This is a genomic window from Gimesia benthica (assembly GCF_009720525.1).
In the GTDB taxonomy this organism is placed as follows: domain Bacteria; phylum Planctomycetota; class Planctomycetia; order Planctomycetales; family Planctomycetaceae; genus Gimesia; species Gimesia benthica.
Genome location: NZ_CP043930.1, coordinates 5,013,063 through 5,029,882, shown reverse-complemented (window position 1 = coordinate 5,029,882; position 16,820 = coordinate 5,013,063). Strand labels below are relative to the sequence as shown.

The window sequence follows — 16,820 nt, the reverse complement described above, 5'->3', positions numbered from 1 at the left end:
AGACCTCACCAGTTTACCTGAACTGTCGCAATCGCGCTATGCTAAAATGTGATGCGCTCTAGTGCGTCTTCGAAGTTCTTTTCTTCTTCTTTGTTCGTGGCAGTGTTTTGCGATCTGATTGCGGGCCATTCGCCATTGGCTCCATTGAACGAGTTCTGCCGCGGTCCAGCCTCTTGTATATAGCAGGTGTCTGAGTACGTTGCGGACCTCCGGAACAGTCAGCCCGTGATGTTTTTTTCCCCAGCCGCTGTTTCTGTAAGGTTAAAAACAGCAACGCCAGCATCGACAGGCAGGTGTGATGGTGCCAACCGATCCAACCACGCGTTTCGTATTCATCCAGCCCGCATTCGCCTTTACCACTCTGGAAGTTCTTTTCAATGCACCAGCGGCTGCCACCGACTTCCGCTAACTTCTTCAAGGGAATCTCAGCGGGGGCATTGGAGCGTTGATATTTTAATTCAGAATCTTGTCCCACAGAACGGCGAACAAGCAGCCGTTCCCGCTGATCGGTCGGACGCGACTGTTCGGAAAACCAGACTGTGATTTCTGTATATTCGTAGAGGCGTGGTCCCTGACTTCCTTCCGCAACGGTCATCCGCTTCCAGGAAGACGCGGGAAGATTTGCCACCAGTTCATCCACGCGTTGGGGCTTCTTCAGGGGCTTGGGGTTCTTTGTAGGGCGGCCACCCTGGCGTGTTGTCTGGCCGACGGGCCGTAACTTCGGTTTGGTGGTCCACACTCTGGCATCACAGGTTGTCTCCACGACATACCACTTTCCCAACTCCCGAACGGTTTGCACGAATACCGGACTGGTGCCGTAAACACTATCGCCACAGACCCATTGAAATGGGACACCCTCAATGATTGCCTGTTGGATCATTTCACTGGCCAGTTCCGGCTTACTGCGAAAAATGACGGTGGAGGGAACACCGGCCTGCGCGAGACGTTGTTCATCTGCCATCCATTGTTCAGGAAGAAACAGTCGACGATCAATCAGTGTTTCGCCTTGCGAACTGCAATAACTCACAAAAACGCCCACTTGGCAGTTATCGACGCGACCGAGCGTTCCCGAATATTGTCGGGCTACCCCCACGGACTGGTTGCCCTTCTTGGGAAAACCGGTCTCATCAACGATCAGCAGACCATCTTCTTCACCCAGGGCTTCGCAGACATGTTGTCGAAGTTCTGCAAGCACCTCCTGATCGGACCAGACAGCCTGGGCAATGAACTTCTGCAATGTGCGTACTACCCCGCCTTCGATTGTTTCTGCCATGTTCTCTACGTTTCGTCGATCACCGCCAGCGAGCAGTCCCTGCAAGATCGTCATCGCATGCGAATGATTCTGCACCCGCCCAAAGTGAGGCAGGTAGCGACTCACAAAAGATTTCAGTTCCGGCATCAGCGACTCAATCGCTTGCACGTCCATCCTTGAACCTCCCAGCTACAGAAAACCGGTCAAACGATTAATGTTATACTCTAAAATCGCTTTGGCGTAAAAGATCAATCGTTCAGGCGCTGTAGTACTAGTCACTACGTTTTTATGCCAATTTGCCACTCTCATGCAGGCGCTAAGTTTTCTGGCCGTTGTTTACACGAGCCGCAAGTGCTGTAAATTATATTTCTAAGACGCATATCCAGGATAGAGGGATTATCTATAGCAATTTAAATACCTACAAAATCAGACCAACAGTCTGATTAACGTCAGCTTTCAGACTAAAAATATCATCGGTAAATTATCTCGTATCCCACCCTGTATATGACCCTCTACAAGGGAGGATGCGAGAGGACTTTCCGATACTTTTTTGAGTCGTATGTTACTCTGAATTCAGAATTTGCGACGTCGTGCTGCCCAGGTCTTTGTTCGGGAGTGCAAACCGACTCATGCCAATCCTTGTTTTTAGCATCTAGGAGAGGAGTAGGTGACTTTACCATTTCTGTAGTACGGATTGAGTTCAAAAAATGAGCTACGGCACCAGAAAAGCTGTGGACAAAAAATGAGGATGCTGAGTCCGGTCCGGGATAGCTAAAAAAAAGTCTTGCTGGCTGGCCTGCAGACCAACCTAATACCATGCGGAATTTGTTCACTCTGACCGAATCAGACTCAACCTTGAAGATCTCCGCTTGGGGAAATCCCACTGATGCAGCAGACCTCTCTGACGCCGGCAGGGCGACCAGCTGACAGTGAATAATACCACCAGCTGGTCACACAGGAATCATCTTACCGAAGGGTAGTAAAGCCCAGGGGGCAGTAAAATATTAGTCAGAACTCGAAGTAGTTTCCTTCGATTTCTCGATTTCAACTGCCAGGCGTTTGGCTTTTGCCAGTGTTGGTTGTGATTTACCGAAAACTGCCTCCGCTTTCTTCACACTGGCCCCTGGACGCCTGAAGAATTGTGCCACTTGGATTGCATGGTCTTTTGCCCAACACCGACGGGAAGGCTTGCTGATTGATTTCCCTAAAGCATCTATCCCATAATGTTCTTTCGCATAGTTCAATGCTTTACGAATCGTAGGTACCGTCGTTTCGAAATAGTCTGCTGTCACTTCCATGGAAGCATGATTATTCAGCCTGTATTCCGCGACTTCACGTGCATGTGCGGCGGACCAGCAGAGAGGGCGATCCGGTATGTGAAACACATCCTCTGTGAACCATTCATCTCCCAGTTGTGAATACCGACGGGGGTCGACGGCAAAGTCGTTCGCGAAGTCTGCGACATCGTCATCTTCAAAATGATCCCCCAGGTTACGTCTGGTGCGTCTTCGCCCCCTGTCCCTGATCGCTTCAGTACCAGTGTCTTGACTGTCAGAAATGCCAACATCTGGTCTGGCTAGTAGATGAATCATCTCATCCGGATTTGCCAACGCACCTAACCGGCACATGCGTACTACAACTTTACCGGTGTCATCACAGTAGATTCCTTCAATATGCTGCGATAATGCGACGTTCATTGCCGATGCATGATCGCCTTCCAGAAGACTAGCAAGATGATCCAATCTCTCTGCTATCGCTTCTGGATCTAATGCTTCCTGCGTTTTCGAACTTGCTGATTCCAGTTCAGAAATTCTGGTCTCAATCTCAAGTATCTGTTTCATCGTATCGGCGATATCCTGCTCTAAAGCAGAACGGGTTTCGAGGGGCAGGTCTGGATTGCCCAGAGATTGTTGCCATCCTTGACGCAGTCGTTCAAGCTGCTTCAACTCAGATTGCAGATTACTGATTTTCATAGACAACTCAGGGCAGTCCTGTTCGAACTGCCTCTGAATTAATTTCGCTAACTCATTTAATTCAGCTGATTCAATCAATTTCGATTTATGATTCATCAGTCGAGTCCTTTCGATATAGTTTTAAGAGGGGTGACGGTGGATTACCGTCACCCATTTCAAGAAAAAGAATCTATTGTTTTTAGTGAGGAAACAGCCTGTCTTTTACAAGTTGAATCACGGTTTCTCGCAGCCAGGATTCCGGAACCCGGCGATCATTATCACATGCCCCAGAACGGTAAGCTGGGCAACCGTATGAAGCGTAGCTATGAACCTCACCGGCCTTGGTGGTATAAGCAGAACTGGCCGATGAGACCATGGCCCGCCCGCAGGAAGAACAGACTACCAATCCAGATAGTGGGTACTTCAGTGCCACTCCACTGGGACGAAGCACAGAATGAGCAGCATCCTGACCGTCCAGATCAGGCTGTGTCACTTTATGGCGACGTGACTCAATCATCTGCATTGATTGCTGCCATAGCTCTTTGGTGATTATGGCTTCACAGAATTCAGAGTTTACTTCCCATTCTTCTTCCGGAATGCTCTGCAGGACTCTTACGTCATCCTCGATCCCAGTACAGTTTTTGCCCCAGACCATCTCACCATAATACAGTTCGTTGCGAAGGATGCTGGCAACTGTGGCTTCGGTGAAGGGGCTCAGGTGGCTTGGAATATCAGGATGGTTATTAAGTTTTTTGCAGATGCGAACTGGACCAAGGTTTTCTTGTGCAGACAAGGTAAAGATTAATTCGACAATCCATTTCTGCTCCGGAATCGGTATCAGAACACGGTGATCCAATTCTTCAACTCCATTTCGGACCACCATGACATTCTTCAGAAAGAATCCGAATGGTGGAGAACCACCGGGCCATTTTCCTTGTCGAATGGCGTCTTTTTTACCGCGTAAAACATTATGTGCTTTGACACGGCACTCTTCAGACGCACGATAAGTCTCCATGAAAGACAATGCGCGTCCTGGCACGCTATTCGGATCTGCAAATTGACTGTCAGCCGTCAAGACAAGTGCTCCTGCCTTGACCAACATACGACGAATCTCAGCGTTGTTTTCAGCGCGAGACAGTCGTTCAAAGGTGTCAACAAGAACATATTCAGCTCTTATAACGCCTGACTTAAGCTCCCGAAGCATTTTTTGAAATCCTGGTCGCTTACGAAAATAGCGCCCGGAGATGGCATCGTCCCGATAAACTGCGACTACCTGCCAATTCAGCCCCAAGCGTTTAAGTGTGTCCGTGATCGTATCGATCTGTTGTTCCGGGCTTCTTGGATTTTGCCTGCTGCTCGACATTCGAGCATAAATGACTACCCGCGGGTTTGGGTTTCTGCCAAATTTTGTTTTTAGCATTGAAACGCTCCTGTTTTATTGGATGTTCCGGCATAGAATCGCCTGGCATATGCCTTAAATTCAAATACCGATGATATTTACAGCACCTGTTTAGGCGCTGATCTGAACCGCGTCAGACACACAGTAGGCATGTGCGCAGCAGTTTTTTTCAAAGTGATTTAAGTTTGAATCTGGCAGGAAGACATCGTCTTAAGGCCCTAAAATAAAAGTGGCTACCAGCTGTTTTTCAAATCTTCAAAAATCACTCTTGCGAGCAACTGCAGCATTTTTTTGCGTCGTTTGTCACGAACTAACTGAATTACGATTTGAAGTTGTTTGGGGGGAAGTTTACTGAGAGGACTGATGTCGCCATCAGCTACCAGATGAGAGATTTGCGTCAACCGCTCCCTGGAAGTTGCCCCACTACACCCCTGATCATACTTTCTGTGGCTGGATTGCATTTCCTTATTTACTCTCTCACGTTCAGTCATTGGCACCTCCTTTGGGAATGAGACCTGTGGGGTTTTGTCACTTTTTTTATAGTTCTGAAGTTTTGACAGCTACCTGCCCCAGATGACTCATTTACATTCTGGGACAATACCAGCGATGAGATTCTCCTGTTCGCCCTGGTCATCATGTCTATTGAATCTGGCTTGTTTCATCTTCAGAGTTGAAGCGGGAAAGTGAGGGGGTACCCAGATATGCAGACAGATTCAGTCAGCATCGCCGCATCGTCACCAGGCAGTGAGATCGACGGCAGGAGAGATGCATAGAAGTTACAATAAGCTCAAAGGCTTAAGGCTGGAGACGGGGAATCGGAAACCAGCCAGGATATACAGGAGAACTCAACTCCGTTCCTGATTTTCAGGAGTCATCCGAATAACGCAATGATACAACGACAGCCTAGTCGATGTATTCTTTCACCGGCATCCGTTACTCGTCCAGACTTTTAGAAGATCGTGTCCGACATCCTATGGTGGGTTGTTGTCACTGAAAGTTTCTTGATAGAGAAGAGAGGCAGGGACAGCTGAGAGTAACCTTCTCAGGTCTTTTCTGCCCCATCCACCACTTCGATCGTCAGTAGGGCAGATTATATTTCAGGAACAAAACAGAAGAATTTTCAGAAAGCTTGAGATCAAAAAGCCTAGGACGCTGACATATCATTTTTACGTCTTCAGCTTTATTTGCAGTCTGCATCAGATGAATCAAAAAAATATTTTTCAAAATCTGCAGACTCGATTTTCATGTTTCTTTTCTGCCCACAGCTTCGGCAGCGGAGATTAAGGACACTTTGACCACCAGTAGCTAAATGATTCTGATACTCCAAAAACCCGGCACACTCTTCACAAAAAACACTTCGTTGAGCAAGATAGTCTTCAATATTTTCAGCCACCGACAGGTCATTACTAATGCTCGCTTCATGTGCAACTTTTGGTGAATTGACGAGTTCTTTCTTTCCACGGGATTCATCCCACTTTTGGTGTGACTGCTTGTATTCATTCGCAGCGATCAAAATGATTAAAACGACTTCCCAGTATTCTGGGGAATCTGCTACTTTATTATGTTCAATCAGGTGTTGATATTGGGGATTTCCAACCCAATTACCAATCACTGACAACGCTGTCGAATCGTTCAGGACAAAGGCTGATAACGGATGCAGGGAGAGCACCTGGCCCGAGAATATATGATATACTTTCCCCTCAATTTCCCCAGGCTGGTTCTGATGGTGCCACATCCCCATGAAGCGAACCGATAGCTCGTTAACTCCCTTATATTGTTCTAATGTCGGTAATATAAATGCCCAGGCACTCGCATAACATCGATAGAAGGCTACTTTGCTTTCGTATGAAAACATGTTTAGAAATAATCGAGAATCGGAATTATTTCCACGTTTTCGGTGTTTTGAAATTTTCTGCTTCAGCTCACTCTGAATGTATTCTTGCAGCGTTTGCCTGCCTCCCGTTCGAAATACATCCAACGGTTCCTTTATCCAACTCTCATATTTCTCAGCAAATTGAGGACTATCTTTTTCTTCAGGCTGATCACCTAGAAACAGCTGCTCCAGTTCATTCTGAACTTCGAGCACATTGCGTGAGTCAACGATTTGTCTGAGTCGCATAATTTCCTCTTCAGGGAGGTTGTAGGCGCTCTTACTTGGTTTCTGTGACTCGTGTGGTGGATGTGATTCACATTTAGGTTGCAGACCGACTAATTTGTGAAGATGAGCATCGAGAAATACATTCTGCATCGCTCTTGATGTATTGATCAGTGAATAGATCTCTGCCTGAACAAGATTCTCTTGATTATAAAGGTCGTCTGCCTCGTTTGCTTCTTCTGCACAAGCCCACCAGAAATCAATGCATGATCGAAAATTGGAACCGCCTGATCCATTTCGAAACTTGCGACCGTCCATCCAGTAATATTCACCTTGCCTGGCGCCCCCAAAATTAAGTTCGCGATGGCATAATTCAAAAGTAAACGTCCCATGATTGTTGGGGATTTCAATTTTTTGAATACTTGACATTTGCAGTACCTATTTCTTTTATGCTTGATAAACATAAATAGAAATTATTTAAACACTTGTGTGATAAAGAATCTCCATTGCGCACATGCCTAAAGGGAAACAGAACCCTTTTATGCGAGGTGTGTGATGAACAAAAAGGCATTTTATCATAAATCAAAAAATTGTTGGAACCAATATCGTGAAAAACATAAGTGGACTCGCATCGAGAATTTCCCGGACGGGATCGATCCGCCTCAAAAGGTGCGAATTTACAGGCAAAACGACTACTTCCGACTGCAGTTCTGGGACCCTGCTGCGAAAAAGAATCTCACAGAACGGGTCGACGGTGACCTGGTGACCGCCATCTTTCGCGCCCGCGAAATTGAGGAGCGCCTCAAGCACTTTCGCTCATCCGGTTTGGGGCGAGGAAAACTGAAACATCAGAGTCTGCTGGAGTTGTATCAAAGTCACTTACAACGTCGAGCCGATGCCGGTGAAATCGATCCCAAAACGGTCAGGCGATACGCATCAGCATTAGAACATTATCGCTGTTTCGTAAATCAACCACTGATTTCAACGACATGTCCATCAGCCACTAACATCAATCGAGAACTGGTCTTACAGTTTCAATCGCATCTGAAAAACCTGCAGATTTCTTCAAACGGGCACCCTAATACAGAGAAACATACCATGGTTTCTTCTGATTATGTTCTCGATGTTGTCCGGGGAATGTATATCTGGGCGGCGGACCCTGATCGTGGAAACTTAATGCCTTCAGGATTCCGAAATCCTTTCCAGGGAAAGTTCAGACAAACTGAGTCAGTCGCACCAGACTTGTTTGGTGAGCCCGACATCACAGTACCCATGGCGGCACAATTTCTGGAAAAATGCGACAGCTATCAGCTTCAACTGTTCGCCCTGTTGATATTTTATGGCCTCAGGGCTTCCGAACCCTGTTTTCTTTTCCGGGATAACCTGACCTCAGATGGTTGGTTGAAAGTCGTCTGCCTGCCCCAGATAAGTTACAGGACCAAGGGGAGGCGGGATAAGCGATTGCCTTTGCTGGAACCTGTTCGGACATTATTTGAGAAGCAATTCCGCCACATGGATTCAGGGCTGTTACTTCACCGCCGTAGCGTGTGGGGAGGAACTGAAAAATCACTTTTGTTGAGTTATTCCCTGGATGAGATCACCAAGGAGTATACCCGTCGTTGTAGAAAAAGCACGAACCTCAGTGCAGAGCAGGGGATACAGATTCGAGATCAGCTACTCCAGGAAGCTGGCGGACTGAAGTATGACCATATTGAAAACGAATTTCGTCGCCTGGCTGACCAGTTATCCTGGCCAGCCAAGGCGACACTTAAAGATTTTCGCCATCTGTTCAGCACAGCCATGATGAACGCTGGGATGCCAGAATACTACCGTAAATACTTGATGGGCCATGCCGTCAGCAAGTCTGCGATAAGCACTTACACCCACCTGGACCAGTTACGGGAACATTATCTGGAAGCCGCTCAAAGACAGTTCCTGCCCTTGATCGAAGTTTTCACCAAACGCAGTAATGAGCTGGTATCAGCGGCTTAAAATCACTTACCCAGAAGAGGTTGGAGTTCACTCAGGAGCGAGAACCAATTCGCTCGCCAGCAGGTTCAGGCTCAGATCCCTGTCAACCGGTAGACGACGCAGGAAGCGACTGAACTGGTGCAGCATTATGCCCGCTGCAATATTGACTGTGTAGATCGTACTCTGGGCAGTGCAGGCACCCGTGTGAGCCTCCGACTGATCAAACAGCGTGGCTTCATAATAGTCCATCATCTCTGCAGGGGAGATCGCCAGCACCCGGATCACCTCCCCCAGCATCCGGCCATCCACGAAGAAGTCACATTTCGCTGAGATGGCACGCCAGATCGCTTCCCGTGCGGAAATGGAATCCACACAGCAGAAGATTACGCTGCCCGTGTTGTACCGTGGACGAAAACGGTCCTGTAGCTCCGTGACACTGATTTCAGACGCCAGACTTTCAGCAGCCTCTCGCGTCGCAGTCGTCTTGTACTTGCCCAGATCGGCCACCTGGTACCCTTGAGTTGTGATATTGGTCAACTCGACCGTATCAAAGTCAATTAATTGAATCCGCGGAGTCCCGATCGCTGCCAGTTGCAGGGCCACCTGACGGCCGATGGCCCCCACACCAATCACGGTCGCCGTAATCTCTGAAAGCCTTTCAGCTGGGACCAGTCCACTCTGTCTCTGAAAACGGTCTACTGTTTTATTTGTCACTTTAGGTCTCCTTCCATATCAGGATCATCGAAAAACCAGTCGGCATCCCAGTGAATACTGTCCAGTGCCGATAACGACATACCGGGTTTGTATTGTTCGGGATGCACGTTCGTTAAATATTCCTCTTCCCAGCACTCGGGGTCACAGCCCGGAAAGGGCTCAGAGTAATCCCGCCTGACCGGGATCTCACATTCAAACGCGGGGCCGGTATTCATCCGCAGTCGCGCATAGGACCTTCCCTGCCGCGCCAGAATGAACATCACGGCCCAGTCGGCTCGACCGAAGACGCGTTCGAAGGTCGCTTCATCGGTCGGGCTGGGCTCCGGACACGCTCCCGGGTGAGTATGAATCCAGATCCGGCCAAACTGCTCAGGACGGAGGCCAGCATCGACCTGATCGTCAAAGAAATTTGCCACCGCCTCATCGTCGAAAGCGACATGGACCAGAGAGCAGGTCTGTTTCACCAGTTGCAGGTCCTGAACCAGCAGCAGATCCGTTGGGGCCGTGATTCCAAAGCCTCCGACCTCCGTATCCCCATAATCACGCAAAAACAGCAATTTGGCCCAGGCGGTCGGGCTAAAGCAGAGTGTCGGCAGAGGAGACCGTCTCCGGCGAGGAGATATCCTGGTCCGGTTCGTTCGTTTCTTCGTCTTCTTGTGATTCACAGATCGGGCACCTTTCTTCATTATCGAGGCAATTTGAACAACAACTGGAACGACAGAGTCCACACTCTTTCAAACAGGATTCGCAGCAGTCATCGCGACAGACTTCACAGCGGGTCACGCAATCGTGGCAAAATGAGGAGTTACAGTCGGCACAGCGATTGGCACATTGCAGGCACAACCGGTTCTCGCAGTTGGTGCAATAGGCTTGTTCGTCTGAGGTCACGACATCCGCACACTCGCTGCATTCCGCACTATGCCAATCGCTGAGGGCGACGTAGGGACTTTCAGCGTTGTAGGTTTGTAACAGACGAGTCACCAGCACGAAAAAGTCCAGCAGCCGCCCCTGTTCCAGGGAGCGTCTGATGGGCACGCGGGCGTCTCCTTCACAAACATTGTCATACTGCACATGCGGATGCGTGACCGAGTCATTGGTAATCGGTGGCTGCGGATCGTGGGCAATCACCGTGTAGTGAAAGGGTGAGTCTGAATTCGAGGCTACCAGTTCCAGCCGAATCTCAAACGCCCCCAGATAGACGCCTTCCAGCACAATCGACTCTGTCACCACCGAAATAGACTTAGTCTTGAGGTCGATGTCGTATCCAGCAAACTCTTCTTCCAGGGCCAGCAGGTCTTCGTAGATGATGCGTATTGCAGGAACAGGCTTTTCAACAGTGGCTGACTCCAGTTCCTGTTGCAACGTCACTAGTTGCTGCGTTAGTTGAAGTACCTCCGTTGTCAGTTCCCGATCCAGTCTTGAGGTCGCTTGGAACCAACCCCGTTCCTGCGTCTGTTGTCTCATGCGGATCAACCGCAGACAGCTTAACCAGGCCGCTTCCGGCAGCCCGAGGTTTATCTCATTTTCCTGTAAGCTGAGTTGTTGCTCAATGAGACTGGCCATCCGCCAGACCCTTTTTGGACTCTGTTTCATAGGTTGTTTACTCCTGTTAATTGAAAACAGGCTGCCGGGACTGTAATTCCGACAGCCTGTCAGAGACAAATTAATTCACTTCAAAAAAGGCTAGCTTTTCGCACCTTCGATTTTTGTCGGAGTGATCGAAATCCGGTCCCCGTCCTGTAACGTCTGATCGGGGGGACACGGCTGACGATTAACCCGGATCAGGTAGTCCGAAGCGTTCGCATCTCCCATGCGTTCTTCAAACAGTTGAGCGACCGTAGTTCCCATGGCAACTTCGATGTAGTCCGCGAATCCGCCGCCATCGTTGTTTATCAGTAAAACTTTCATAGCATTCCTCTCTGGAATTGATTTGAATTGAATTGAAGAGGTAAAAGAGGACTCACTGTTTTAACCAAGCGACTTTCGTTTGCGACGTCGTTTTCTATGCCGGGATTTAAAGCTGCGTCGTCCCCGTTGCCGCCCGCTGCGGAGCATTTGCAGGCGGTTCGTGTGGAAGGGCACATCTGTCTGACTGAGACAAAGAAACCCGACGGAATTGGAATCAGACCCATGACGGCACATGATTCAATCCCTCTGCCTGAGTAATCATTCGCTGGTTGTCCAGTTCGTCCCAGTCGATCACCAGTGGTCCCGACGTTTCTGAATCCGGATCAACGGATTCATGGGGCTCCGCCAGCAGGAAGCCCAAGCGTTTAACGGTGGCAATTGTCTCGCCGGTAGCCAGGGCGACGGCCCGATTCAAGTCTGACTGCTTCATCTAATGTCTCCTAAAAACAAGGGTTCAATAAAAAAAGCCCCGGCCCTGCAGAGACAATTCTGCAAGACCGGGGCATAGTGTTGGAAAAATACAATATCAGGGGCTGGGGGAGAGCCAGTGCTGCTCCAGCCAGTCAATTTCTGACTGCAGGGCCGCACTCCGTTGCGCGAACGGCCCCAGCCGCGGTCCCTGAATGGGGGACAGATCCACGATCCATTGACCGTCAGTATTCGGTTCAACGAACGAGCCGCGTGAGATGCGCATGCGACCAATGGTCGCCAGGTCAATGGCTTCCGCGTAAATACAGCGGATTTGCCCCTCAGCTGTGATGATGAGTTGCATGTGGCCTCCTTACTTTGGGGTCCGCATGATCTGACGTCGCGGACGATCAACCAGTAGGCCATCCAGGGCAGCCTGGACGCCAGACAGATCGGAGGCGACCTGCTGCCGGAGTGCGTCCCGCTTTCTCAGTTCCTGGGGCTGAATCCCCTCCACAATGTTCTGGCACTGGGAGACGAGCGCATCCAGCTGCTCGTTGGAACGGACATTCAGCGACCGGAAGCGTTCGAAGAACTCGTGCAGATTCCCGATAGCCGAATCCCGGAAGACCTTGGGATGGCCGTCGGCCTGTCCGCTCAGACGGTCCGTCAGATGAGATACCAGCTTCGACAGTTCGTCCAGAAAGGCGTCTTCCGCCAGCCGGACCGCCTCTTCGAATCGCGACTGCACGCGCTGGCATTCCTGCTCGTAGAGCTCGGGATTGAGCTGCCGGAGGTAATTCGGCGGTTCGATACTGGGAAATTCCCAGCTGATCTCAAATAAACCAATAAGTGTCCCGGGGTAATCATCGTCATTGAATAGACTCCCCAGTCGCTCCCGGGCCGCTGATTTCATGGACAGATATTGTTCATCCAGTTCCGCGACCGCGTCTGCCAGTTCTTTAGTAAACTGGTGCATCTGCTCCTGGAAGGCGTTCAACGCATCTTGTCGCAATAGCCGAATTCCAGGTTCCGGAAAGGGGAGACTGACCGAAGTCCAGTACTTGCGTACCTGGTTGCGGACCGCACTCACAGCCCGAAAACGGGGATGTCCCGTATCCAGCAGCTTTTTACCGGCACTCAGGAACGCTCCTTCCGCCCCAAACGACTCAGCAGCCTGGGCCTTCTGGTCGCGTGTGAGTGACTTCCGGGTACCGAACCATTCAAAACTGACCCGCGTGGCACACATAGTCGCCCGAAGTCGGTCGATGGGATCGTGGCGGGTTTGAACTTCTTCTTCAATCATAGCCATAGTAGTCATTTCTCCTTGATTTGAGTCAGGTTTAGTTTCTGCGAGGATCGCGGGAGAGCTTTCGTTGTGCACGGGCTCCCGACCGCTCTCCGTGAACAAAGACGCCCGGCTGCTCTGCAGACAGGCAACGGTTGCTGGCCCAACGCCTGAGGCGAGCCACCGATTCTGCGGCTGTGACAGCCACGGGGACCACGTTTTCAGCAGCCTGAGTTAACGGGACATCCAGCAAGGCTGCCAGGCGACAGCAGGCCCGGATTTCGGAACCAGTCCAGTGCCGATCCTCAGGCAGCTTCTGGTCCTCAGTGAGGTCATACTGTTCGCGGTAGATGTTCCAGATCGCCTGCTTCTGGCCATCCCCCGGCAGATCCAGAAAGAAGAGACCGTCAAAACGCTCGGCGCGGATCAGTTCCGGAGGAAGCTTTGAGATGTCGTTGGCAGTACAGACCACGAATACGTCTGACGTGTGGTCGTTGAGCCAGCTCAAAAGCGTTCCCAGCATGCGTGTGGAGACCCCGCTGTCGGACTGTCCGGAAGAAGCAGCCCCGCTCAGTCCTTTTTCGACTTCGTCAATAAACAGGACGGCGGGTTGCATCGCATCGACGATCCGGAGTGCTCGACGTGTTCGCTCTTCAGTCTGGCCAACCAGCGCGCCCATCAGGGCTCCGACGTCGAGCGTCAGTGTGGCCCGTCCAGTCTCCTTTCCCAGGGCTTTGGCAAAGGCGCTTTTGCCGGTACCAGGGACTCCCAGCAGCAGCACGCCCCGTGGACGCACATGGGATGATTCCTGCATCCTGGGACGCAGCGCACGCCGGCAAAAGGCCTTGAGGGATTCCAGGCCTCCCAGGTCGTCAAATGATTCCGAGCCGCTGTGAAGCGTTAACAAACCGCTTTTCAGCAGCGTCTGAGCCTTCAGTTCCAGCACGACGGAGACGTCGATGCGTCCGTGCCGTACCAGGGAGAGGCTGAAGGCTCCTTCGGCTTCATAGCGAGTCAGTCCACAGGCGGCGTCCAGCACACGCTCCAGTTCCGCTCCTTCAGGTAGTTCACCGGGCTCCGTGGCGATACTGCGGGCAATTTCCTCCAACTGGCTCCGATCGGGAAGATCGTGCTCCAGACAGACGAACAGTTTTTCCAGTTCCGTGGGAATCTGGACCAGGCTGGACAGGACAATCACGAAGGTCCGGGTCTGCTTTCCCAGGCTAATCTGTTGCGTCAGGGCCTGGATGATTTCCGGGGAATTGATGAACCGGTGGAAATTCTTGAGAACCAGCAGTGTGGGCCGATCTGGATTGGTCTGACTGTTCAGACTGTGAATGGCTGCCAGGGGATCGGGATACGATGAGTCACTCTCCCCAAGGACTTCTGTCCCCTGCAGTCCCCGGTCAATGTCCCAGGAGAGCAGGCCCCAGTCTTTGCTGTGGCAGAGTCGCGTGATTTCCAGTAACGCCTCGTCATGTTCGTGGCTCTGAATCCAGATCCCGGTAAAGCAGGCGCGTACATTCTCCGCCAGTCGTTCGGATAGTAACATAGGTGTTTCCTTGTTGGTTTGAAGAAATAGGTGTGTGAAGTGTGCTTAAGCGGTCTCAGCCAGTTGGCCGATCGTTTCCAGCCAGGAAATGATTTCCCCGTCCGGATCGCGTTCCTGCAGCAGAGGGACCGTCATTTTTTCAACCGCACTGGTATTGAGCCAGTGCTTGGCCCGATTCCTGAGCTTGATCTGCGGCCGACGATCGAGCCGTTCCCAGCAATAGTCGTCATGCCGGCTATTGAATATCCGCTGTGCCACTTCTGAGGCCACGCAATCATGGTCCCCGAATTCAGGTATGATCTCGGCAACGGCCTGGATGGCATGGGGATGCAGATAGTTTTCCAGGCTCCGTTTCCGCGTCAGCACGGCACGGCAACGAGTTCGTCGGTTGATCTCGGCAACCAGCGTTGCCCGCTGCTCTGTCTCAGGAGGGCTTTCCCTATCAAAGAGATAAAACTCAGGAAGCTGAAGTGGGGCCAGTCGCTTGATCCAGGCCCGGGGATGGCCGCCGATCGGGAGAAAGATGAGTTCCCCGATGCCTTCCATGGCAGCCAGATCAGGGAGTGCGGGCTGCTCGACATGGAGCAGCGTCGAGATGCGCGTCAGGAATTTGATGTCGTTCGTCCCTTCGACGACGACCAGGACTCGCACCGGTGGGGGATCGTCAATGATACTCTTAGGTAAAACCTGTATCTCATGTGAAGTGAAAACTAATTCTCCTGTCGCAATTGGTTGGGAGGATGTTGGACACACTGGTGGTATTCGGCGGTCAGTTGCTCCGAGGAAACTTTTCCCAGGGCTGATTCCAGAAACTGGCTGGCGTCCCGGCAGCGGGAACCGGTAAAGCCGCGGGTTTCGATCCGGGACTGACCGTCGGTAGAAATGATGATTTCAATCGTTTGCATGACCCTCTCCGATCTGAATGGTGAGTTTGATGGAACCATCGCTGAGCTGGTTTTCCAGGACGGAATGTCCCTTCCGGCGCGCTTCCAGACGGCATTTTTCGACGCCATAGGATTGCAGCAGCCGATTGAGGTGAGCCGGCTCACCCCAGCGGCCTTCAAAGTTGTCGTAGCGGACTTGGCCCCGTTCGACGTCAAAGACGACGGGATACCGCCAGTCGGGGAGACGGACTGCATAGCCCGTGGCTTCCCCGCTAAACAGCGGGACAGTCTCTTGAACGGGTTCTCCCAGTTCGAGTCGACGGCAGGCCAGGCCCAGTGCTTCTACGTCGCGGACCTCTGTCTGGATCGTGACTATGTGTGACATTTCATGTGTTCCTTTTTGTGGGATGTTCTGGATCGGGGGGCTGCGGGAAATCCGGCAGCCGTGGTTTGTCCGGATTTGTATTTGCAGGTGACATCAGCCATGGTTCCGCTGAGACCAGGTCTTCCAGCAGCAACTCCGTCATTTGCTGATCGTTTGCGGGTTCGATTTTCTGCCTGAGCAGCAACCAGCAGATCAACAGGGGCAGCAGGCTAACGACCACCATGGCCACCCTAGTGATCGCCGCCGCAATGATCGGGTCACGGTGTCGTCTGTCAGCAATTTCACGGCGTTCTGCCTCCAGCTGGTCCCTCTGGTGTCCAATCTCGTTTCGCTCGGCTTGTATCTCGCGCTGCAGAGTGACCATTTCCTGCCGGGACCTGGCATCCGCTTCCACCAGTTCCCGTGATCCGGAGGCGACTTCCTGCTGGAGTTCCGCCATCCGCTGGTTCTGCTCAGCCTGGCGTTCCAGCTGCCGCGTGGCCAGTTCGACCACACGGCTGTTTTCGTCGGAACTACAGCTGGCTCCGGTCAGCAGGATTAGTGTTAGTGTGATTTGCAGAGTCAGTTTTTCCATGTGTCCTCCAGCGTTGAATCAAGTGCCTGAGAATTCCCTGCAGCGCCAGCCGCAACCGCCGTTCCTTGATGAAAGCGATAACGGCCAGCAACAGACCGACAGAGACGAACGTTAAAACTACGTATTCCAAGTAATGCTCCTTTCTGATTGGGGATGTGTAAAAACAAAACGCCACGCATTATGTGCAATGCGAGGCGTTTTTACTGATGAAGAGTTTGAATTTGGGATCAAATACCATCGTACGATAGCTAATCTTTCCCCTATATATTGAACTAAACCGCTTCGCGGTAGGCCTGGGATCGGCAACTGTGATTGATCCTTCCGCTGAGGGCTCGTCCCCCCGGACCGTAAAGCACACGTAGGTACCCAGGTCCGTCTGTACGGCCTGTTCCGAATATTCCGATTTGCGCTTACGCCATTTGTGAGGCATAGTTTCAG

18 protein-coding genes are annotated in these 16,820 nt (G+C 51.2%); 1 reads left to right on the top strand and 17 read right to left on the bottom strand.

Annotation, left to right across the window (positions count from 1 at the left end):
* Positions 1-58 precede the first annotated feature (58 nt).
* From F1728_RS19560 to F1728_RS19540, 5 genes are all read right to left on the bottom strand, one after another.
* A complete protein-coding gene (locus tag F1728_RS19560) occupies positions 59-1,426 on the bottom strand; it encodes an IS701 family transposase (protein ID WP_155365479.1) in 1,368 nt (455 codons plus the stop codon).
* A gap of 830 nt (positions 1,427-2,256) precedes the next feature.
* A complete protein-coding gene (locus F1728_RS19555; protein ID WP_155365478.1) occupies positions 2,257-3,321 on the bottom strand; it encodes a hypothetical protein in 1,065 nt (354 codons plus the stop codon).
* An 82-nt stretch (positions 3,322-3,403) separates the two neighbouring features.
* Positions 3,404-4,624 (bottom strand): recombinase family protein, encoded by a 1,221-nt coding sequence (locus F1728_RS19550; RefSeq protein WP_155365477.1) that lies wholly within the window; start codon positions 4,622-4,624, stop codon positions 3,404-3,406.
* Between the two features lie 212 nt (positions 4,625-4,836).
* Positions 4,837-5,094 (bottom strand): hypothetical protein, encoded by a 258-nt coding sequence (locus tag F1728_RS19545; protein ID WP_155365476.1) that lies wholly within the window; start codon positions 5,092-5,094, stop codon positions 4,837-4,839.
* 689 nt (positions 5,095-5,783) lie between these two features.
* Positions 5,784-7,127, bottom strand: coding sequence for a hypothetical protein (locus F1728_RS19540; protein ID WP_155365475.1), 1,344 nt, complete (start codon positions 7,125-7,127; stop codon positions 5,784-5,786).
* 333 nt (positions 7,128-7,460) lie between these two features.
* Here F1728_RS19540 and F1728_RS19535 point away from each other — a divergent pair, with 333 nt between their 5' ends.
* Entirely contained in the window at positions 7,461-8,690 is a 1,230-nt protein-coding gene (locus tag F1728_RS19535; protein WP_194242446.1) for a tyrosine-type recombinase/integrase, read from the top strand.
* Positions 8,691-8,717: 27 nt separating this feature from the next.
* Here F1728_RS19535 and F1728_RS19530 read toward each other — a convergent pair whose 3' ends face one another.
* The 12 genes from F1728_RS19530 to F1728_RS19475 form a co-directional block, all read right to left on the bottom strand.
* Positions 8,718-9,383 (bottom strand): ThiF family adenylyltransferase, encoded by a 666-nt coding sequence (locus tag F1728_RS19530; RefSeq protein ID WP_155365473.1) that lies wholly within the window; start codon positions 9,381-9,383, stop codon positions 8,718-8,720.
* On the bottom strand, positions 9,380-9,940 hold the full coding sequence (locus F1728_RS19525) for an MPN domain-containing protein (RefSeq protein ID WP_155365472.1): 561 nt from the start codon (positions 9,938-9,940) through the stop codon (positions 9,380-9,382). The genes F1728_RS19530 and F1728_RS19525 overlap by 4 nt, the downstream gene beginning before the upstream one ends.
* 19 nt (positions 9,941-9,959) lie before the next feature.
* A complete protein-coding gene (locus F1728_RS19520) occupies positions 9,960-10,976 on the bottom strand; it encodes a hypothetical protein (RefSeq protein ID WP_155365471.1) in 1,017 nt (338 codons plus the stop codon).
* 90 nt (positions 10,977-11,066) lie between these two features.
* On the bottom strand, positions 11,067-11,291 hold the full coding sequence (locus F1728_RS19515; protein ID WP_155365470.1) for a MoaD/ThiS family protein: 225 nt from the start codon (positions 11,289-11,291) through the stop codon (positions 11,067-11,069).
* A gap of 214 nt (positions 11,292-11,505) precedes the next feature.
* Entirely contained in the window at positions 11,506-11,721 is a 216-nt protein-coding gene (locus F1728_RS19510; protein WP_155365469.1) for a hypothetical protein, read from the bottom strand.
* A 96-nt stretch (positions 11,722-11,817) separates the two neighbouring features.
* On the bottom strand, positions 11,818-12,063 hold the full coding sequence (locus tag F1728_RS19505) for a hypothetical protein (RefSeq protein ID WP_155365468.1): 246 nt from the start codon (positions 12,061-12,063) through the stop codon (positions 11,818-11,820).
* A 9-nt stretch (positions 12,064-12,072) separates the two neighbouring features.
* Positions 12,073-13,020: a hypothetical protein gene (locus F1728_RS19500; RefSeq protein WP_155365467.1), complete on the bottom strand. Its 948-nt coding sequence runs from the start codon at positions 13,018-13,020 to the stop codon at positions 12,073-12,075.
* A 22-nt stretch (positions 13,021-13,042) separates the two neighbouring features.
* The gene (locus F1728_RS19495; RefSeq protein ID WP_155365466.1) at positions 13,043-14,539 is read right to left on the bottom strand and encodes an AAA family ATPase; all 1,497 of its coding nucleotides are present in this window, start codon (positions 14,537-14,539) and stop codon (positions 13,043-13,045) included.
* A 45-nt stretch (positions 14,540-14,584) separates the two neighbouring features.
* Complete coding sequence (locus tag F1728_RS19490; protein ID WP_228030248.1) at positions 14,585-15,190, bottom strand: hypothetical protein; 606 nt, start codon at positions 15,188-15,190, stop codon at positions 14,585-14,587.
* A gap of 59 nt (positions 15,191-15,249) precedes the next feature.
* Positions 15,250-15,444, bottom strand: a complete 195-nt coding sequence (locus tag F1728_RS19485) for a DUF2997 domain-containing protein (RefSeq protein ID WP_155365465.1) — start codon at positions 15,442-15,444, stop codon at positions 15,250-15,252.
* Positions 15,431-15,808, bottom strand: coding sequence for a DUF1257 domain-containing protein (locus tag F1728_RS19480; RefSeq protein ID WP_155365464.1), 378 nt, complete (start codon positions 15,806-15,808; stop codon positions 15,431-15,433). Before F1728_RS19480 ends, F1728_RS19485 begins: the two co-directional genes overlap by 14 nt.
* Position 15,809: 1 nt before the next feature.
* A complete protein-coding gene (locus tag F1728_RS19475; RefSeq protein ID WP_155365463.1) occupies positions 15,810-16,382 on the bottom strand; it encodes a hypothetical protein in 573 nt (190 codons plus the stop codon).
* Positions 16,383-16,820: the final 438 nt, after the last annotated feature.